Here is a 20553-nt window from a genome sequence, read left to right as displayed (position 1 = left end):
GAAAGGTAAGGTGAACCAAAATTTAAGTGAAAAGATTCGTTATTGTAATTGCAGAAATATTCCTGTGTTTTTTAATACAGACTACCATATTTCAGTGGTTTTCCTTAGCCAGAGTTGCTCCGAACCTTCTGTTAATCTTAACCGCTACGGCTGGACTTACAAAAGGAAGAAGAGAAGGCTTGCTGACAGGCTTTTTTTGCGGACTGCTGATAGATTTATGTTATGGGTATATTGTAGGGCTTTATGCTCTGATTTTTATGACTATCGGGTATTTGAACGGTTTTTGCTACCGGATATTTGTGAAGGAAAATATGACAATTCCGTTAATACTTGTTGGACTTAGTGATTTAGTTTACTTTTTTCTCTATTATATATTTGAGTACTTACTCCGGGGCAAATTGAATATTGGATTCTATTTTGTTCACAAAGGGCTGCCGGATCTGATATATACAGTTATTATATCCGTATTCCTGTATAAGCTGTTAAACATAATTAACGATAAGACAGAGAAAAAAGAAGAAGAGGAGGGATTCTAGTTGCTGGATATTGTTTGGGAAAAGATAAAACAGGTCTTTACCTCCAGGTTATTTCCTGTCACCTTAATATTTCTGGCTCTGATTGGAATTCTGATAAGCCGTATTTATACTCTTCAGATTATACAGGGAGAAAGTTTTGAAAAGGCCAGCCAGGTAAGAACCACAAGAGAGAGGGAAATAAAGAGTACCAGGGGAAATATTTATGACAGAAACGGAAAATTACTTGCGTACAATGAAATTAGTTACTCTGTCGTATTGGAAAACATTACAAAAACCTCCAATGATGATCTGAACAAGATGCTTTTTAATCTGATAAACATTTTGGAGAAATACGGAAACAGTATAGAAAATGAGTTTGGCATTACACTGAATAAGGATAAAGAACCGGAATTTACGGTAAGCGGCAAGGCCAGATTACGCTTTTTGATGAATGCCTACGGGAAATCTTCCATCGATAAGCTGAGCGAGGAGCAGAAAAACGCCACTGCTGCACAGGTGTTTGATTTTTTAAGGCATGGGGATAAGAGTGTTGCCATGTTTAAAATTTCGGATGACTACAAAATGGAAGAAGCACTTAAGATTATGACCTTGCGCTACGCTATTTTCAGCAATTTTCCGCCTTATAACCAGATTATCATTTCCTCAAAGGTCAGCCCTGAAACAGTTGCAGCTATTTATGAAAACAGCAGTATACTTTCAGGAGTGGAAATTAAGCAGCAGCCCTACCGGGTATACAATGACAGTATTTATAATGCCCATATCATCGGATATACAGGACTTGTAAATGATACCGAACTACAGAACCTGGGAGAGGACTCCGGCTATAATACCTCTGATATGATCGGAAAGCTGGGAGTGGAAAAGGTATTTGAATCGTACCTGGCAGGAAAAAAGGGAATTGAAAGTGTTTCGGTCAATGCTGTCAATAAATACCTGGAAACCTTGAGCAGAACGGAACCAATTGCAGGGGGAGATGTCTATCTGACTACAGACAGCGACCTTCAAAAAGCATATTATAAGATTATTGAGCGTGCTCTTGCCGGAATTCTGCTTTCTAAAATCAATAACAGCACTGATGCGGGAACAAGAGGTGAATCGGCAAAGAACATTAAAATCCCTATTTATGATGTTTACAATGCATTAATTAACAACAGTGTAATTGATGTAACGACTTTTAATTCAGATGATGCCACCGGGCTTGAAAAAGCCGTATATAAGAAATATACGTCTAAGAGAAATTCCGTACTCGATGATTTAAAAAGTAAACTGTCCATTAACTCGGATGCTCTTAGTTCCAATGTTTCTGAATCCATGTCGGACTATCTGAATTATGTTTACAAGAAACTGAAAAATGAGGGGATTCTGCTGACAAAGCAGTCGGATATTACAGATTCTTCTTCTCTGCTGGAACCAATAGACCAGTCCGATGAGATGTATAATAAGTATGTGGAGGATAAGATAAGCCTTAGCAAGTTCCTGCAATATGCAATCTCAAAGAATTGGGTGGATACAAATAAATTCCTGGATAAAAAAACCGATGGGGAGGCCTATTACAGTACGGATGAACTGTACGGCAAGCTGTTGAATCATATTACGGATTCCATGGCAGATGATGTTCTTTTTCAAAAAATGGTCTATAAAGAGCTGGTATATTCCTATCAATTATCAGGAAAAGAAATTTGTCTTTTATTATTCGACCAAGGTGTGTTAAAATACAATAAAGAAGATATTACCAAATTAGAAAGCGGAGTTTTATCCCCCTATACTTTTATTACCCAAAAGATACGTAACATTGAGATAACACCGGCCCAGCTTGCTTTGGATCCCTGCAGTGCCTCGGTGGTAGTTACGGATGTCAAAACAGGTGAGGTCCGGGCTTTGGTATCCTATCCGGGTTACGACAATAATTATTTTGCCAATAAGGTTGATTATAATTATTTTACGAAAGTAAATAACGATCTTTCGCAGCCTACTATTTCCAGGGCAACAAAACAGAGAACAGCTCCGGGTTCCACTTATAAAATGGTTACCTCCCTTGCTGCTCTTGATGAAGGCGTATTACAGCCGGGAGAGACTGTCCTGGATAAAACCATATTTAACAAGGTAACCTATCATCCACCCAAGGACTGGTCCTCATCCAGCCATGGGAAGGTGGATATAACCACAGCCCTGGAGGTTTCCTGTAACTATTTCTTCTATGAAATGGGCTGGCGTTTAAGCAATAACGGAAATGATTCCGAAAAAACCTCAACCGGTCTTAAAAAGCTTGCCAAATATGCAAAATTATTGGGATTGGATAGAAAATCAGGAATTGAGTTGGAAGAAGCAGACCCTAAAACCTCCGATATGGATGCGGTACGTTCAGCTATCGGACAGGGCACTAATAACTATACGCCTGTCCAATTGGCAAGATATCTGACAACGGTAGCTACCGGCGGAACCTCTTATGATCTGACACTGCTTAAGAAGGTAGTGGATAAGGATGGAAAGGTGATTTTGGATAATAAGGCAAAAAGCACTCAAATCAATTCCATCAGCAGCACCTACTGGGATTTAGTCCATGAAGGCATGTACAAGGTGGCAAACGGAAGCAGAAGCTCCGTGTCCTATATCTTTAAGGATTTTCCTTTAAAGGTTGCAGGAAAGACCGGTACAGCCCAGGAAAGTAAATTACATGGAAACCATGCTTTGTTTGTTTCTTATGCACCCTACGACAAGCCGGAAATATCCATGGTGACTGTTATACCCTATGGTTATGCTTCCAGCAATGCAGTAGAGCTTAGTAAATATCTGTATGGATATTATTTCAAAAAGCCTGGATACAAGAAGCCGGAGGGAAAAGCGATTATGCCGGAATCTGAGACAGTGTCCTTTACAGATTAATTATATAGCATAGAGCAATCAGGAGGTGTTTATGAACAACCCAGTCATTATAAAAGGCAATAAATACGGTATTATTGTCGTGCTGGACAGTGAAATGGAGTATGACAGCTTAAGAGAAAAAATAGCTGAGAAGTTCCGCGAGTCCGCTAAATTCTTCGATAAGGCCCAAATGGCTTTAAGCTTTGAGGGAAGAAAGCTGACAACAGAGCAGCAGCGTGATATCTTAAATATCATTGCCGAAGAAACCAAGCTGCATGTGGTCTGTGTCATAGAAGATGATCCGCAGACAGAAGAAAAATTTAAAAAAGCCCTGGATGAAAAGCTGATGGAGCTGTCCAACACTACGGGACAATTCTACAAGGGAAATCTAAGGTCAGGCCAGGTGTTAGAGGTGGAAACCAGTATCATCGTGATAGGAGATATCAATCCGGGAGCACGAATTGTATCAAAGGGAAATATTATTGTTCTGGGTTCCTTAAAGGGAAGCGTATTTGCCGGTGCATCCGGCAATACAAATTCCTTTGTAGTTGCCCTTGATATGAGCCCAGTTCAGATACGGATTGCCGATACCATAGCCAGATCGCCGGACAAGCCTGAGAAAAGCGCAGGCAAGGAAACGAAGATTGCTTTTTTGGAAGATGGAAATATCTATATAGAACCTTTGAGTAAAGAGGTTATAAATGATATAAACTTATAATAAGTTTTTGGAGGATAACATGATGGGCGAAGTAATCGTAGTAACATCCGGTAAGGGTGGAGTAGGAAAGACAACAACAACGGCAAATGTCGGAACAGGACTTGCAAAGCTGGACAAGAAGGTTATTCTGATTGATACGGATATAGGACTTAGAAATCTGGATGTGGTCATGGGACTTGAGAACAGAATCGTTTATAATCTGGTAGATGTAATTGAAGGAAACTGCCGGGTGAAACAAGCACTTATAAAAGATAAGCGATATCCCAACCTTTACCTTCTGCCTTCTGCACAGACCAGGGACAAGACAGCGGTTACCCCGGAGCAGATGAAGAAGCTTGCGGATGAATTGAGAGAAGAATACGATTACATATTAATGGACTGTCCTGCCGGTATTGAACAGGGCTTTAAGAATGCCATAGCAGGCGCGGACAGAGCATTAGTAGTTACCACCCCTGAGGTATCAGCGGTAAGGGACGCCGATAGAATTATTGGTTTATTAGAAGCCAACGAAATGAAACAGACACACTTGATTGTAAACCGTTTAAGGCCTGATATGGTTAAAAGAGGCGATATGATGTCCAGTGAGGATGTTGTTGAAATCCTTGCCATCGGCTTAATCGGTGTTGTCCCCGATGATGAAAATATTGTTATTTCCACCAATCAGGGCGAACCCTTAGTTGGAACTAATACGTCAGCAGGCCAGGCTTATATGAATATCTGCCGCAGAATACTGGGAGAGGAAGTACCGTTCCTTGAATTAAACGGAAAGCAGGGACTATTTAACAGGCTGGTAAGCTTACTAAAGAAAAATTAGGGAGAGGAGTATTAATATGGGATTGGCGGACTTTTTCAGAAAAAAAACTTCCAGCGGTGTTGCAAAAGACCGTTTGAAGTTAGTACTTGTCTCAGACAGGGCAGGATGTTCACCGGAGCTAATGGAACAGATAAAAAATGACATTATCGCCGTTATTTCCCGGTATGTAGAAATTGACTTAGAGGGGCTTGATATTAAAATTACACAGACAGAATCTGAAGGTAATAATGGGACCGTTCCTGCATTATTTGCTAACATTCCCATTAAGGATATGAAGTCCAACAAATAAAGAAAAGTTAGGGTAAAGTTATGTTTCCATTAAAAAAGTACAGTATAAGGAATTATGATTTCAGCTTAGTGACCTTTGTAATTATCTTGAGCGCAATCGGGGTATACCTGGTTCGAATAGCTCAGGAAGGCTTGTTTCTCAAACAAATAATGGGGCTGGTACTGGGATTGTTTATAGTAGCTGTGGTATCTCTTATAGATTATCATTTCATCAGCCAGTTTTACATTATACTATACTTTATTAACCTGATACTTTTAGTTGCTGTAAAGCTTATTGGAGTGGAACACAACAGTTCCAGGAGATGGCTGGACTTAAAAGTATTTGAATTTCAACCATCAGAGCTTACAAAGATTATACTTATCATTTTTATGGCAAAACTATTAGTGATATTCAAAGACAGGATGAAGAAATTTTATGTATTAGTTCTGCTTGGAGTGTTGATAGCTATTCCAACTTTTCTTATTTTAACACAAACAAATTTATCAACGAGTCTTGTTATTCTGTTTATTTTTGCTATAATGATATTTGCGGGAGGGTTAAGCTTAAAGATAATTCTACCAATTTTAATTACTGTAATCCCACTTGTTATTGGAACTTTGTGGGGAATTCAGAATAATTATGACATTTTCTTCCTGACGAATTATCAGCAGAACAGAATAGAGGCTTTCATGAATCCGGGAGCCGACAAATCCTCTTCCACACTTTATCAGCAGGAGAATTCTGTTGAAGTAATTGGTTCCGGAAAACTTACCGGAAAGCTTTTTTCGGAAGGAAAGGATGCAATTCAAAGCGATACCTACGTTCCTATATCGGAAAGTGATTTTATTTTTTCGGTGGCAGGAGAAAGTCTTGGATTTATTGGCGGTTGTGTTATAATAGTGCTATTATCCATTATCATTTTTAAGTGTTTGATCATAGCAAGCCATGCGCCTGACAGATTGGGGCGGCTGATTGCTATCGGTATTTCTGCTATGTTTGTGTTTCAGATGTTTGTCAATATTGGTGTGGCGACAAAAATATTACCGAATACCGGTATACCACTGCCTTTTGTCAGTTATGGACTCAGCTCCATGATGAGCAGCATGATAGCCATCGGAATCATAATCAATATAAATTTACAGAGAAAATATAGAAGGGGGTAACACCATATGAATATTGGTATGATAGCGCATGATGCAAAGAAGAAATTGATGCAGAATTTTTGTATAGCATATCGGGGTATTTTAAATAAGCATGAACTATATGCAACCGGAACAACGGGAAGACTGATTGAGGAAGTGACGAATCTGAATGTTCATAAATACCTTGCTGGACACCTTGGCGGAGAACAACAGATGGGAGCACAGATTGAGCATAATCAGATGGATCTTGTTATTTTTTTAAGAGATCCCCTTTCTCCGAAATCCCATGAGCCGGATGTAAATACAGTTGTGCGTTTATGTGATACTCATAATATTCCTTTAGCAACTAACTTGGCATCTGCGGAACTTATGATAAAAGCGCTGGATCGCGGAGATCTTGACTGGCGTGAAATATTAAGATCATAGTTTTTTCTATTTAAGAAGTATCGCAGGCCCGCCTGCGATATGCATGAGGATTAGATAAAAATGCGTTGCATTTTAATCTTTTTATTAAAGCAGTATCACAAGCATGCTTGTGATATGCATGGGATTAGATTGAAAAATGCGCTGCATTTTTAATCTTTTTATTTAAGCAGTATCGCAAGCAAACTTGCGATATGCATGGGGATTAATATGAAAGCTGATAATACAATGAAGAAAAAGCTGTTTTGTCTTCTGTTATCTGTTACACTCCTGACCGGATGCAGGAATCAAGATGATTTGGCACTGCCCTTTGCTAATATGGATGGTTTGAACCTGTCGGCAAGCAGCAGTGAAGAAGCACCTGATTTTTTTGCATCTGATCTTGCAGTTATACCGGACAAACTTAATCACATGTCTGACCCTGCTATAACGGCAGAGGCATCATTAATTGTAAATAATACGGATAAAAAGGTTATTTATGCCAATAATGTATATGAAAGATTATATCCGGCAAGTCTGACAAAGCTCATAACTACCTTGGTGGTATTAGAAAAAGCCGACTTAAATGACATGGTCACAATCAGCTATAACGCTTCTCATATAACGGAAAGCGGAGCCAAGCTATGTGGCTTTAAAGAAGGGGATACGATTAAGTTGGAAGACCTTCTTTATTCTTTTCTAATATATTCCGGGAATGATGCGGGTGTGGCTATTGCAGAGCACGTTGGAGGAACCATCGGTGAATTTGCGAAAATGATGAACCAGGCCGCAAAGGACGCAGGTGCCGTGCATTCGAATTTTGTAAATCCTCACGGTCTGCACGATGATAACCATTATACAACGGCATATGATTTATATTTGATATTTCATCAATTAGTCACATACGATAAATTTCTTTCTATTATTAATAAATCAGAATATACTGTAACATATAAGGATGCCAGCGGCAATCCGGTAACAAAGAATTTCCTGACTACCAACCGTTATCTGAAGGGAGCGGAAAATGCGCCGAAAGGTATTACAGTCGTTGGCGGCAAAACAGGAACCACTGGTAAGGCGGGAAGCTGTCTTATATTGTACAGTAAGGATAAGAATAAGAAAGACTACATCTCCCTCATTCTAAAAGCCGACAGCAGTGATAGTCTTTTCTCACAAATGACGGATTTATTGAAGATGATTAAGTAACCGGTTTTCTATATTGTGGTTGTACTTTGGGTGAAAATATACTATAATATAAGTATATTTAGGAATTATTTATATAATTTCACCCGAATTTAATACACATCTTAAGGAGGAGATTACAATGATACAGATAATCGCAGGCGAAAAGGGTAAAGGCAAGACAAAAATACTAATTGAGAAAGCCAACCAAGCAGCAAGAGATTTAAAAGGCAATGTAATTTATCTGGACAAGAATAATAAACACATGTATGAGCTGAGCAACCGAATCCGGCTTATTAATGTGAAAGATTATTGTATTGAGAATTCCAGTGAATTTATTGGTTTTATATGCGGTCTTGTGTCACAGGATCATGATCTGGAAGCTGTTTTTTTAGACAGTTTTCTGAACATCGCCTTCATCGAAGGAGATCTCTTAACTCCCACCTTAACGAAATTAGATAAGATATCAAAGGAATACAACGTGGATTTTATCATTAGCATTTCCATGGCAGAATATTCATTACCTGAAATAATACGTGAAAATATAGCAGTTGCTTTATAAATAATGAAATAAGAGGCAGGTGTAACTATCACCTGCCTCTTATTTCATTTCCTGATTTCTGTTCCTAAGGTATACCACAGACTGTCCAAATCTTCAACGGCCTATTCGCTGCGAAGTCTTCCGAAGTAACTCAGGGCATACAAGCCTGCAATACCTACAAGAGCATAAATAATTCTAGACATTACTGTCATATCACCAAATATGACTCTTACAAGGTCAAATCCCAAGAAGCCGATGAGACCCCAGTTGATGGCGCCGATGATGACAAGTGTCAATGCGATATAATCTAATGTTTTCACTTGATTACCTCCTTCTTGCATTTTTTATTATTGCCATTTTTGTACAGATTATTCTTAGGGTTAAAGGAAGCAGAAAGAGACAGAGATTAAGTATAGAAAATAAAAATTTTGATTCGGAAGTCATAAGTTAATCACGGATTACGTCTATGTATATTGGGAGTATAAAAATGTAAATAAGTGAATTTCACAGAACTGAGTGTATTTTAACCCCCATACTTTCGTGGGCCCGTCTGTGATATTGACTTATGAAACCCGAATCAAATTTATTTGTTCAATTTTTTGAATTTAGGGCTTTTATTCTCCTGGCGTAGTAAGTATAATAGATAGAAGAATAAAAGATTTTAACTATTTATTCATAAATAAAAGAGGGGGTTAGGGAATTTGGGTTCCGGCAATAAGGTAAGAAAATTCAGGAAAGCCAGAAGCATAAACATTGGGGCAATTACCTTCTTCATTGTTTTTGTCTATGTGCTGATTAATATATATTTATATTTTTCAAAAGACCATCTTACAATTTATGAGGTAAAAGAGGGTGCCACGGCTGATGATTTTGTATTGGACGGGCTGATATTCAGGGATGAGAAGCTGGTTGATACGGATACGGCAGGGTATATCAATTACTATCACAGGGATGGAGAGCGTGTTGCAAAGAATTCTGTAGTATATTCCGTAGACGGCGGAAATGATTATTCCGATGTCCTTGCTGCAGATGACAGCAATCATACCATATCCTCGGATGATGCGGATGCCATCAAAGATGAAATTACGGATTTTCAGAAAGATTATGACAGCGGGAATTTTTCCTATGCTTATCAGCTAAAGGAGGAGCTTTCCAATTCTTCCATGCAGATTTATAATGACAGCATGCTAACGAATTTAAAGACACTTTTAAAAGATAAGACCACCTCCTTAAAGGTTGCCAGAACAGATACCAGTGGAGTTGTCGTTTATTATGCGGATGGTTATGAGGATATGACGGCAGATTCCGCAACGGCAAAGTCATTTGATAAGACTGCTTATCAGAAGAAGCAGCTGCGAACTAACAAGCTTCAGCAAAAAGGCAGCACGGTGTATAAAATTGTAACGAATGATAATTGGAGCATTCTATACTTATTAGAGAAAGAACAGTATGAAAAGATAAAAGACAATGAGTATATCACCATTATATTTACCACCGATGGCTTGAAACAGACCGTACCGGTCAAAGTGTTTCAGAAGGGTACGGATTATTTTGCCAGGGTGACCCTGACCAAATATATGGCCCGTTATATTAATCAACGGTTTATTCCAACGGAAATGGTAATTAATTCAGCCGAAGGTCTGAAAGTACCTGTTAGTGCCATTACACAAAAGAAATTCTATAAGGTCCCTTATTCTTATTTGACCAAAGGCGGGGATTCGGATAAGCTGGGTCTTACACGAATCGTTACCTCCTCAGGCGATAACGGAGATAAGGTTACCTATGAATTCATACCGGCCGATTATTACAAGGATGGAGATTATGTCTACGTTGATACAAGATTGTTTAAGAACAGGGACATAATAGAAGGAAAAAGTGACAGCGATACGTATATGCTTGAAAAAACGAAAACCTTTAAGGGCGTTTATAATGTCAACAAGGGCTATGCGGTATTCCAGCCTGTTGAGATACTTTATGAAAATGAGGAATACTGTATTATCAAAAAGAATACCTTAAGCGGCCTTTCCGAATACGATCACATTGCCCTGGACAGCAGTACAGCCACAGAACAGTCTATTATATATTAAGGAATGAAGACGGAACGTAATTCGTATATGAGAAATAATATAAAAGTAGGGTAGAATTAGAAAGGAAGTAATAATGTGAGTGCTGAGACAATAAAGGAAAATCTGAAAGAAGTGGAATTAAGGATTAAGGCAGCATGTACCCGCGCCGGAAGAAAAAGAGATGAAGTGACCTTAATAGCAGTCAGTAAGACCAAGCCGGTAGCTGATATGGAAATTGCTATGGGGGAAGGAATTAAAGTATTTGGTGAGAATAAGGTACAGGAATTGACAGAAAAATATGAACAATTACCCACAGATATCAAATGGCACTTAATCGGCCATTTGCAGACAAATAAGGTAAAATATATTGTCGATAAAGCAGAGCTTATCCATTCGGTTGACTCATTTAAGCTGGCAGAACAGATACAAAAGGAAGCAGAAAAGAAAAATATTGTCTGTAAGATTCTGATTGAAGTGAATGCTGCAAAGGAAGAAAGCAAATTCGGTGTTTTTGAGGAAGATGTCATACCGCTTATTAAGGAAATATCAAAGCTGCCCAATGTGCAGGTATGCGGGCTCATGACAATTGCTCCCAATGTGGACGAAGCTGAAAAAAATAGAAAGTATTTTAGAAAATTGCGACAATTAAATGTTGACATAAAAATGAAAAACATTGATAATGTTACTATGGACGTGCTATCTATGGGAATGACAGGAGATTATGAAGTAGCAATAGAAGAAGGAGCTACAATGGTTCGTGTTGGAACCGGTATTTTTGGGGAACGTAATTATAGCACACTTTAGCAGATAACTATGATTACAGATAGGAGACATGGAGTATGGAGAATATTTTTAAGAGTATTTTAGATTCACTGAAACTGACAGAAGATGACGATTACGATGATGATTATGAGGACGAAAGAGAATATAAACGCGCAGAAAAAGTTGAGAAAAAAGCAGTAAGACAAGCTTACCAGCCTGCCTATGAGACGGAAATACCGTCCCAGGTCGTTAATAATGTCTTAAATGAAGCCAGAAAAGACAAGCAGATAAAAACAGAAAGATCTTCACAGGGAAAGGTAGTGCCGATTCGGACAAGCCCCAAGGGCTTTGAGGTATGTATCATGAAACCGGCAACCTTTGAAGATTCCCAGGAAATCTGCGATATGCTGTTATCAGGAAGAGCAGCAGTTATAAACCTGGAAGGCCTGGATGTAGATTTGGCACAGCGCATCATGGATTTCATTTCCGGCTCCGTATATTCCCTGAATGGAAAGCTCCACCAGATATCCAGCTTTATATTTATAATATCACCCGAATCAGTGGATATTTCAGGAGATTATTCAGACATTTTACAAAGCAACGGATTTGAAGTACCTACACTAAACAAGGATTTCTAGAAGAGATGGCTCATACTATATATACAACATTTTACGTATTTTTTATTGTATTGCAGATTATACTGCTATTATATATGCTTTCGTCCTGGTTTGCCGGAGGGGAAAGGATTAAGAGCCTATTATCTCTTTTAATAGAGCCTGTTCTGGCACCGGTGCGGTTTATACTTAAATATTCTATATTTAATAATCCGGCTGCAGATTTGTCACCGTTAATTGGATTTGTGATAATTCTGTTCTTACAGGATTTTTTTGGAAAGCTATTATAACAGGAGTACTTATGAACACGGAGAAAGAGGAATTACTTTTTAAAAAAAGACTGCTTGATTTGGCAAGGGCTGCTTATAATAAGAACATAAATACATATACTGATTTTTTGACCTTAAATGAAACCAGTATTTTTCTTAGTGCAAAACCGGAATTACCTGATGTGAATTATAAACTTTTCGGCGGTTTTGATGCGGCTGAAAGGAAAGTCCTATGCTTTTGCGGAGATTCCTCCGTAAAAGCTTTTTCCGATTATATTGCCTGCCTTAAAATAATTCCGTTAAACAAAAAGTACAGTGATGAGTTTAATCATAGGGATTTTCTGGGCTCCATCATGAACCTTGGAATTGAGCGCGGAAAGATTGGTGACATTCTGGTAAAGGAAAAAGAAGGCTTTGTTTATTGTGAAGCCAAATTAAGTGCCTTTTTAGCAGAGAATCTCCAAAGAATAAAGCATACCAATGTACGTTGTGAAGTTGTAAAGGGAGATGCCTTGACCATAACTCCCGATTTTAAGGAAATAAAGGGAAGTGTGGCATCGCCAAGACTGGATGCAATTATTGCGCTTGCGTTCCAGTCCTCCAGAAGCAGTATTCTATCCCTGATTTCAAGTGGAAAGGTATATGTGGATGGAAAGCTTGTAGAAAGCAACAGCTACCAGCTGAAAGAGAATGAGACAGTTTCCGTAAGAGGTTATGGCAAATTCATTTATAAAGGACTTGAAAATCAAACAAAAAAAGGCCGGTATTATGTATCACTGCAAAAGTATATCTAAGAGAGCAAAAAATACTTTCAGAAGACTTTGTGCCCTTATAGCTTAAAGCTCCAAGGGCGGAATGAGAGGGAAATATGATTACACCAGTTGAATTGCAAAGCAAAAACTTTAAGTCAGGCATCGGATATGATAAAAAGGATGTAGATAACTTTGTATCGGAGCTTCAGAAAAATTATGAAACAATGTATAAAGAGAACATGGAGCTGAATGATAAGATAAATACCTTAAATGAAGGCATTAATTATTATAAATCCATTGAAAAGACCCTTCAAAAAGCGCTTTTATTAGCGGAACAGGCAGCGGAGGATACCAAGGAAGCTGCCAGGAAACAGGCAAAGGCCATTGAAGAGGAAGCCAGCGGAAAAGCTTCCTTACTTATCTCGGAAAGCTACAAGGAAGTCCTGCACTTAAAACAGCAGACAATAAAACTGGTACAGCAGTACGAAGCCTACAAAGCCCAGTTTAAGCATCTTGCCGCAGCACAGGCAGAAATGCTGGAAAGTGAGGCGTTTTCCTTACATATAGAAGATATGGATTCTTTAAAGGAAGTAACGAAAGTGGAACTTCCGAAAACAGAGGTTCCGAAAACGGAATTTCAATATAATACAGCTTCTGATATGAAAGAAGAAGGTACGTTAGATAAGAGTGTGTCGGCAGAAGAAGAGGCAGGCTTTGAATTTTATCATTTAACAGAAGAATAATTGTATTCATCAGATTATGATATATTTCCAAATGACCCGTGAAATAGGAAAAAGGGTATCATCTACAGGAAAGGAACCGACATGAATAATTCCCACCGAATCACCATTAAGAAGGATAATAAGCCCATATATGATATCGTTCTGGCAGAGGATTACAGCTTATTGCACGATGAATTACAGACGTTGAACCTGACCGGACGCAAGGTTTGTATTGTTACGGATTCAACGGTAAGTAAGCTTCATTTAAACAGCCTTTTGGAAATTGTAAAGGACTATGCCAAAATTGTAGAAACTTTTACCTTTACAGCCGGAGAAAGCAGTAAGACCCTTTCCACAGTCGAGCAATTATATGAAAAGCTGATTCTTTCTAATTTTGACAGGAATGATATGCTGTTTGCTTTAGGAGGAGGAGTGGTTGGAGACCTTACCGGTTATGCGGCTGCGACTTATCTCAGGGGCATTTCCTTTATACAGATTCCAACTACCTTACTGTCCTGTGTTGACAGCAGCATTGGCGGAAAAACTGGTGTTGATTTTAAGTCCTATAAAAACATGGTAGGGGCTTTTCATCAGCCTGGGTTGGTGTATATTAATCTGGCTCACTTAAATACACTGGATGACAGACAGTTCGTAAACGGCATGGGTGAGGTAATTAAGCATGGATTGATTAAGGATGCCGGGTATTACAAAGAGCTTAGGGAAAATCATGAGCTGATTTTAAAAAGGGAACCGGAAGCTTTAAAGGATATGGTATTACAATCCTGTAAAATCAAGCAGGAGGTAGTTGAGACAGATCCTACGGAAAAAGGGATAAGGGCCCTTTTAAATTTCGGGCATACCATTGGACATGCTGTTGAGCGTTCCATGGATTTTAAACTGCTCCACGGTGAGTGTGTTTCCATTGGAATGGCTGGAGCAGCCTATTTGTCCTTCCTGCGGGGGAATATTACCAAAGAGGATTTGGAGGAGATTGAAGAAACATTATCTTTCTATAAGCTCCCCCTTGGATTACCTGGAAATAGCTTGTCTACGGAAGAGGTATTAGAAGCGGTCTTTCATGATAAGAAGGTTGATGGTGACAGGATTAAATTTATTCTCTTAAAGGAAAAGGGAGAAGCCGTAATAGATGCAACAGTGACCAGGGAAGAAATAAGCAAAGTAGTTTCGTATATTCTGGACCGGAGATAATGGAGCAGTCAGCGGCTTACTATAAAAGCATCACATAAGAAAGAGCAAGTATTAACAATTAGGCAGTTAGCTATGCTTAATAGAGTTTTTATATAAATAAGAAACTAAATAAGGTACTAATAAGGTACATTCGGAGGCACTATGCGAAAATTAAGACATTTCTTATATTTTATTTTATTAATTGCATTAGACCAGTTTACAAAGCATTTAGCGGCATCGAACTTAAAGGAAAATCCCTTTATTATCATTCCGAAGGTTTTTCAGTTTACCTACCATGAAAATAACGGAGCAGTATGGGGAATCCTAAGCGGGAAAATCATCTTCCTGATACTGGTGACCTTTTTGCTGTTATTCCTGATGGTAATCTTATATTTGAAAATTCCAAAGGACAAACGTTATAATGCCATTCGAATTATATTAGTATTTATTTGTGCCGGAGCAGTAGGTAATCTTATCGACCGAGTTTTTAATGGCTATGTAGTGGATTATATTTATTTTGAATTAATTGATTTCCCGGTATTCAATTTAGCGGACTGCTATGTCACACTGTCCTCCATTCTTTTGATTATATTAGGATTATTCTATTATAAGGATGAGGATTTTGAATTCTTATCCTCTAAATCAGTAAAAACTGTCACGGCTGATGGAAGCGATTGGACAGAGGAAAAGGTTGTGATGAATGGCAGCGGTGAGACAGAAGAAAAGGCTGCAATAAATGACAGCGATGAAACAGAGGACAACAATGGTACAGACGAAAAAAATGCAGCCAGCAGCAATGATGGGGCTGATGAAAGGGAAGATAAAGACAATTGATGAGCTTGAAGGATGAAATAATGGACTTCTTTGTGGAAAAAGAGGAGGGCGTACTGCGTATTGACCGTTATCTCGCGGATAACCAGGAGGATTTAACGCGCTCTTATATACAAAAGCTCATTGCCGATGGACGGGTATTGGTAAATGAAAAGCCTGTGAAAGCAAATTACAAAGTGAATTCCGGGGATGGCATCAAGCTGATGCTTCCGCCCCCTGTTGACCTTGAAATAAAGCCGGAGGACATACCCCTTGATATTATCTACGAAGATAAGGATATCGTAGTGGTAAATAAGGGCAAGGGTATGGTGGTGCATCCGGCGGCCGGGCATTATACCAATACATTGGTAAATGCATTATTGTATCATTGCAGGGACGAACTTTCAGGAATTAATGGCGTTATGAGGCCGGGAATTGTTCATCGTATTGATATGAATACGACAGGTGTCCTGGTTGTCTGTAAAAACGATAAAGCTCACCAGGCAATAGCCGAGCAGCTGAAGGTTCATTCTATCACACGTAAATACAATGCCATCGTATACCAGAACTTCAAAGAAAGCGAAGGAACGGTAGAGGCGCCAATAGGCAGACATCCTGTTGATAGAAAGAAAATGGCAGTTAATCATAAAAATGGCAAGCATGCGGTTACTCACTATAAGGTACTTGAAAACCTTGGCAGCCGCTATGCCCATGTGGAATGTACCCTGGAGACAGGCAGAACACACCAGATAAGAGTTCATATGGCCAGTATCGGGCACCCGTTATTAGGCGATGAACTTTACAGCAATAATAAGAGTAATTTCAGCCTGGAGGGTCAGGCGCTTCATGCAAGAGTATTAGGCTTTATTCATCCCTCCACAGGAGAATATATGGAATTTGAAGCACCGCTTCCTGCTTATTATGAAGAACTTCTGATAAAATTAAAAAGATAGTTTGAAAAATGCGATGCATTTTCAAATATCTATTTAAGAAGTATCACAAGTAAAATTGGGATATGCATAGGGGTTAACGTGAAAATCAAAAAGCAATTTTTACACTCTATTTAGGCAGTATCGCAAGTAAACTTGCGATATGCATGGGGGTTAACGTGAAAATTAAAAGCAATTTTCACTCTCTATTTGAGCAGTTTGCAAGTAAACTTGCGGATTGCGTGGGGATTAAATAATAAGGAGTAAGCTTTGAAACGAAAATTAATAGAGCAGCTGGAAAACTGGTGTGATTCATTACAAAAGAAGCCATTAATTTTAAGCGGAGCAAAAGGTACAGGCAAAACTTATCTTGCCCTTGCCTTTGCAAATACCTTTTATGATAGTTATGTATATTGGAATTTTGAAAATGATCCTGTAAACATGGAAGACTTCTTACAGGCAGGCAAAGCTGATTTGGCTGCCTTTTTTACGTGTATTTTAACGAATGGCAAGAGTGAGGTGCCATTAGATAATAATGTAACTGCCGGCAGCCAAGTCTTTGTTTTGGATGAAATAACCTGCTTACAGGGGTTTGAGACATTAATAGGACTTTTAAAAGAGCAGTTTCCTGCCGCAGACATTCTGGCCATTTCGAGTTCGGAGCCGGTTTTTTCCGAAACAGAAGCAAAAGCTTATCACCTTCTGCGGCTTTATCCTATGGATTTTGAAGAGTTTCTCATAGCAACAGGGAACGAATGGTACATAGAAGTAATAAAAGAGCAATACAGGAGCGGGAACAGTATTCCTGAAATAGTTCACAAGGAGCTGTTAGAGCTTTTGGAAGACTACCTCTATGTCGGCGGTCTTCCCCTGGCAGTAAATGAATACGTTACAAACGGATGCCGGGAAAATATCCCAGAGCTTCATAAAAATATTCTGTTCTCCTATCTTTTTGACGCAGGTATGAAAAAGGGTGACAGTTGCGCCTTGAAAGTAAAACAAATTCTGTATTCATTGCCGGAACAGCTCTCAAAGCGCAATAAAAAGTTTCAATATGCCTTGTTACGAAAGGGAGCTACAGAAGCACTTTACCTTGAAGGTCATTCCTATATAAGGAAGACCTCCATTGGAATCTATAACAGGAAGATAACAGATAAAGAAATAGAAGGCCGAAGAAAGGATACAGCTGACGGGCAAAAAAATCCGGGAACGAAAATATATCTTTTTGATGTGGGTCTTTATCATTCTCTAAGCAGGCTTGCGGGAACCAGGAATGAAAAAGAATTCCGTGAAGGATTACTGGAAGCATATACCGCACAGGCACTTAATACGGCAGGAATTGATTTTGGATACTGGGAATCTGATTCCATGTCCCATTCCCTGTTCCTTCTTAAAAGCAGGCAAGGCTTTAAGCTCCATTTACCGGATACTAATTCAGCTGTTTCCCATTTTGACCAAAGTATACTTCCGCTGGAGGTAAGAGAAACAGGAGGAAACCGTTCCAAGGGCCTTTCTTCCTTCCACGAAAAGCATCCGGCAATTCAGGGAGCGGTTAAGATAACATCCGGTAATAAAGCAGTCAATAAGTCCAAAGGGGACAATCTATACCTTCCCTTATATAGCATATTTTGTCTTGGCTTATAAAGATATATAGATACTTTTTCATTGACAAGTTAATTCTATTTAGGTAGAATATAGATATGGTAAAAACTACTAATGTAGATTGCAAGAAAATGGCGATTAGAACACGATTCGACAGATGTAGACTATTTGTAAATCAAAGAAAGAAAATCCTGTCGGAATTTTCTTTCCAAGTAAATTTGAAAGGTTTATAATCCTTTCATAATCCCATAAATATCAGTAAATACGCACAATACGCCTTAATTCTACAAATGTAGTAAAAATATTATCCTTTTTTATTGTCCTTATCAGGATTTCATATAGATCTCTAACTATACTAAAGCACATCAGATATGAGTGCGGATTGGAGCTGGAATGAGTGAAATACGTCTACATGAGGGAGAATTAAATATTATGGAGCTGCTGTGGTCAAATAAAGTGCTTGCGGCCAAGGACATCTCCAAAATAATTAAAGAATACATAGGTTGGGAAAAGAACACAACATATACCGTCATTAAGCGTTTGATTGATAAGGGAGCAATTAAAAGAGAAGATCCTGGCTTTTTATGCAAGGCAACTGTATCTAAAAGAACGGTTCAGAATACGGAAACAGTGGCATTGCTTAACAAATTTTATAATGGTTCTTTAAGTAATTTCTTTACCGATTTTCTGAAAAACCAAAAGCTATCGCCGGGAGAAGTGCTGGAATTAGAAAGAATTGTCGGCGAACAGAAACTTTGAAATGTAACTTAGTTACATACGATATTTTCAAATCGTATTAAAATACCTTTATAATTTTCACGAAACAGAAGGATAATACACATTATAGCGAAGTGTTTATTAGAAAGGAGTAACAAGTGGCAGATATTAATACGATGAAGAATACAGAAAATACCATAAAAATAATCTCGCCTCTTAACGGCAGTCTGCTGGGTACTGTAAAAGCGATGTCTCAGGAAGAAGTAGATACCCAGGTAGTGAAGGCAAAGACAGCATTTCAGGAGTGGAAGGAAGTCCCTTTAAGCCAAAGGGCGGAGATAATGTATAAAGCGGCAGATCTTCTGATAGCCAATACGAAAAGACTGGCAGAACTGCTTTTGATGGAAGTTGGAAAGGATCAAAAGAGCGCTGAGTCTGAAGTGACAAGAACGGCTGATTTTATAAGGTTTACTGCTGATACAGCTAAGAGTATTCATGGTGAGAGCATACAGGGTGATAATTTTTCAGGGTTCAGCAAAGAAAAATTTGCTATGGTCACAAGAGAGCCGGTCGGTGTAGTGCTGGCAATTTCACCCTTTAATTATCCTATAAACCTTGCCGCTTCCAAGATTGCTCCGGCTTTGATTTCAGGAAATACCGTTGTATTTAAGCCGGCCACCACCGGTAGTCTATGCGGGATTGAGCTGGCTAAGATATTTATTGACGCCGGTCTTCCGGAAGGTGCTTTAACGGTAGTAACAGGAAAGGGAAGCGAGATAGGAGATTATATCGTAACCCATCCGGATATCAGCTTTATTAATTTTACCGGCAGTACGGAGGTAGGATTGGATATATCAAAGAAGGTGCATATGGTTCCCCTTCTCATGGAGCTTGGCGGCAAGGATGCCGCAATTGTCTTAAAGGATGCGGATTTACCCTTTGCCGCGAAAAATATCGTTGCAGGAGCCTTTTCTTATTCCGGACAGCGCTGTACGGCGGTAAAGAGGATTATTGTTCTGAATGATGTGGCAGATGAGCTAATCCGTTATCTAAAGGAGCAAATAGATAAGCTCAAGGTAGGAAATCCCTTGACCATGCAGGCGGAGGTCGTTCCTTTAATCAATGAAAAGGCTGCTGATTTTGTTTGGGAGCTTATGGAGGATGCCAAGGCTAAAGGAGCTAAAATGATAGTGGGCGGGAAAAGAGAAGGAAATATTATCTACCCCACATTATTTGATGAAGTAACAGAAGATATGAGGATAGCCTGGGAAGAACCCTTTGGACCAGTCCTTCCGATACTTCGTGTAAATACCGTCTCCGAAGCAGTTGCTCTTGCCAATAAATCAGAGTATGGCCTGCAAAGCTCCGTATTTACGGAAAACATTACCGATGCCTTCCATGTGGCTGGCAAGCTGGAGGTAGGTACCGTTCACATTAATAATAAAACAGAACGCGGACCAGATCATTTCCCATTCTTAGGTGTCAAAAAATCCGGTATCGGTACTCAGGGCATACGCTATTCTATTGAAGCTATGACCAGAGTAAAGGCAACGGTCATTAACTTGAACAGGTAAAAGGAAAGCCGGAAACGGCTGTTAATAATCTGATTTTCAGGATTTTACAGCTGCTTCCGGCTATTGTTGTTTTTATGGTAGAA

General features: G+C 39.0%; 22 protein-coding genes. 21 read left to right on the top strand and 1 reads right to left on the bottom strand.

From position 1 onward, the window contains the following. Positions 1-26: 26 nt before the first annotated feature. The 9 genes from mreD (at position 27) to BUB77_RS01130 (ending at position 8486) form a co-directional block, all read left to right on the top strand. Positions 27-536, top strand: coding sequence for a rod shape-determining protein MreD (gene mreD / locus BUB77_RS01170; protein ID WP_073272076.1), 510 nt, complete (start codon positions 27-29; stop codon positions 534-536). Next, entirely contained in the window at positions 537-3419 is a 2883-nt protein-coding gene (locus BUB77_RS01165) for a penicillin-binding transpeptidase domain-containing protein (RefSeq protein WP_073272073.1), read from the top strand. A 31-nt stretch (positions 3420-3450) separates the two neighbouring features. Further along, positions 3451-4116 (top strand): septum site-determining protein MinC, encoded by a 666-nt coding sequence (minC, locus tag BUB77_RS01160; protein WP_073272071.1) that lies wholly within the window; start codon positions 3451-3453, stop codon positions 4114-4116. Positions 4117-4138: 22 nt separating this feature from the next. Then, positions 4139-4930, top strand: a complete 792-nt coding sequence (gene minD, locus BUB77_RS01155) for a septum site-determining protein MinD (RefSeq protein ID WP_073272932.1) — start codon at positions 4139-4141, stop codon at positions 4928-4930. A 16-nt stretch (positions 4931-4946) separates the two neighbouring features. Then, the gene (gene minE, locus BUB77_RS01150; RefSeq protein WP_073272065.1) at positions 4947-5219 is read left to right on the top strand and encodes a cell division topological specificity factor MinE; all 273 of its coding nucleotides are present in this window, start codon (positions 4947-4949) and stop codon (positions 5217-5219) included. A gap of 20 nt (positions 5220-5239) precedes the next feature. Further along, on the top strand, positions 5240-6361 hold the full coding sequence (locus BUB77_RS01145; RefSeq protein WP_073272063.1) for an FtsW/RodA/SpoVE family cell cycle protein: 1122 nt from the start codon (positions 5240-5242) through the stop codon (positions 6359-6361). Positions 6362-6367: 6 nt separating this feature from the next. Further along, entirely contained in the window at positions 6368-6766 is a 399-nt protein-coding gene (locus tag BUB77_RS01140; protein ID WP_073272061.1) for a methylglyoxal synthase, read from the top strand. Between the two features lie 207 nt (positions 6767-6973). Further along, a complete protein-coding gene (locus BUB77_RS01135; RefSeq protein ID WP_073272059.1) occupies positions 6974-7948 on the top strand; it encodes a D-alanyl-D-alanine carboxypeptidase family protein in 975 nt (324 codons plus the stop codon). A gap of 118 nt (positions 7949-8066) precedes the next feature. Then, positions 8067-8486: a twitching motility protein PilT gene (locus tag BUB77_RS01130; protein WP_073272057.1), complete on the top strand. Its 420-nt coding sequence runs from the start codon at positions 8067-8069 to the stop codon at positions 8484-8486. Between the two features lie 101 nt (positions 8487-8587). Here BUB77_RS01130 and BUB77_RS01125 read toward each other — a convergent pair whose 3' ends face one another. Further along, entirely contained in the window at positions 8588-8785 is a 198-nt protein-coding gene (locus BUB77_RS01125) for a DUF378 domain-containing protein (protein ID WP_073272054.1), read from the bottom strand. Between the two features lie 381 nt (positions 8786-9166). Here BUB77_RS01125 and BUB77_RS01120 point away from each other — a divergent pair, with 381 nt between their 5' ends. The 12 genes from BUB77_RS01120 to BUB77_RS01065 all read left to right on the top strand — a co-directional run bounded on the left by BUB77_RS01120 (position 9167) and on the right by BUB77_RS01065 (position 20470). Continuing rightward, the gene (locus tag BUB77_RS01120; RefSeq protein WP_073272051.1) at positions 9167-10552 is read left to right on the top strand and encodes a biotin/lipoyl attachment domain-containing protein; all 1386 of its coding nucleotides are present in this window, start codon (positions 9167-9169) and stop codon (positions 10550-10552) included. A 75-nt stretch (positions 10553-10627) separates the two neighbouring features. Then, positions 10628-11335 carry a YggS family pyridoxal phosphate-dependent enzyme gene (locus BUB77_RS01115; RefSeq protein WP_242962318.1) on the top strand — a complete coding sequence of 236 codons (708 nt, stop codon included), beginning with the start codon at positions 10628-10630 and terminating at the stop codon, positions 11333-11335. Positions 11336-11370: 35 nt separating this feature from the next. After that, positions 11371-11931, top strand: a complete 561-nt coding sequence (locus BUB77_RS01110) for a cell division protein SepF (RefSeq protein WP_073272049.1) — start codon at positions 11371-11373, stop codon at positions 11929-11931. A gap of 5 nt (positions 11932-11936) precedes the next feature. Beyond that, on the top strand, positions 11937-12197 hold the full coding sequence (locus BUB77_RS30940; protein WP_073272046.1) for a YggT family protein: 261 nt from the start codon (positions 11937-11939) through the stop codon (positions 12195-12197). 11 nt (positions 12198-12208) lie between these two features. After that, positions 12209-12970 carry a YlmH/Sll1252 family protein gene (locus tag BUB77_RS01100; RefSeq protein ID WP_073272043.1) on the top strand — a complete coding sequence of 254 codons (762 nt, stop codon included), beginning with the start codon at positions 12209-12211 and terminating at the stop codon, positions 12968-12970. Between the two features lie 74 nt (positions 12971-13044). Continuing rightward, positions 13045-13671 (top strand): DivIVA domain-containing protein, encoded by a 627-nt coding sequence (locus BUB77_RS01095; protein ID WP_073272040.1) that lies wholly within the window; start codon positions 13045-13047, stop codon positions 13669-13671. Between the two features lie 81 nt (positions 13672-13752). Next, the gene (gene aroB, locus BUB77_RS01090; protein WP_073272039.1) at positions 13753-14859 is read left to right on the top strand and encodes a 3-dehydroquinate synthase; all 1107 of its coding nucleotides are present in this window, start codon (positions 13753-13755) and stop codon (positions 14857-14859) included. 141 nt (positions 14860-15000) lie between these two features. Beyond that, entirely contained in the window at positions 15001-15672 is a 672-nt protein-coding gene (gene lspA, locus BUB77_RS01085; protein WP_073272036.1) for a signal peptidase II, read from the top strand. 20 nt (positions 15673-15692) lie between these two features. Continuing rightward, complete coding sequence (locus BUB77_RS01080; RefSeq protein WP_139241072.1) at positions 15693-16601, top strand: RluA family pseudouridine synthase; 909 nt, start codon at positions 15693-15695, stop codon at positions 16599-16601. Positions 16602-16847: 246 nt separating this feature from the next. Next, positions 16848-18221, top strand: coding sequence for an AAA family ATPase (locus BUB77_RS01075; protein ID WP_073272034.1), 1374 nt, complete (start codon positions 16848-16850; stop codon positions 18219-18221). Between the two features lie 351 nt (positions 18222-18572). Beyond that, positions 18573-18938 (top strand): BlaI/MecI/CopY family transcriptional regulator, encoded by a 366-nt coding sequence (locus tag BUB77_RS01070; RefSeq protein WP_073272031.1) that lies wholly within the window; start codon positions 18573-18575, stop codon positions 18936-18938. Positions 18939-19054: 116 nt separating this feature from the next. Beyond that, the gene (locus tag BUB77_RS01065; protein WP_073272028.1) at positions 19055-20470 is read left to right on the top strand and encodes an NADP-dependent glyceraldehyde-3-phosphate dehydrogenase; all 1416 of its coding nucleotides are present in this window, start codon (positions 19055-19057) and stop codon (positions 20468-20470) included. The last annotated feature ends 83 nt before the right edge of the window (positions 20471-20553 follow it).

It is taken from the genome of Anaerocolumna jejuensis DSM 15929, from assembly GCF_900142215.1.
In the GTDB taxonomy this organism is placed as follows: Bacteria; Bacillota; Clostridia; order Lachnospirales; family Lachnospiraceae; genus Anaerocolumna; species Anaerocolumna jejuensis.
This window is presented reverse-complemented; position numbering and strand designations above follow the sequence as displayed.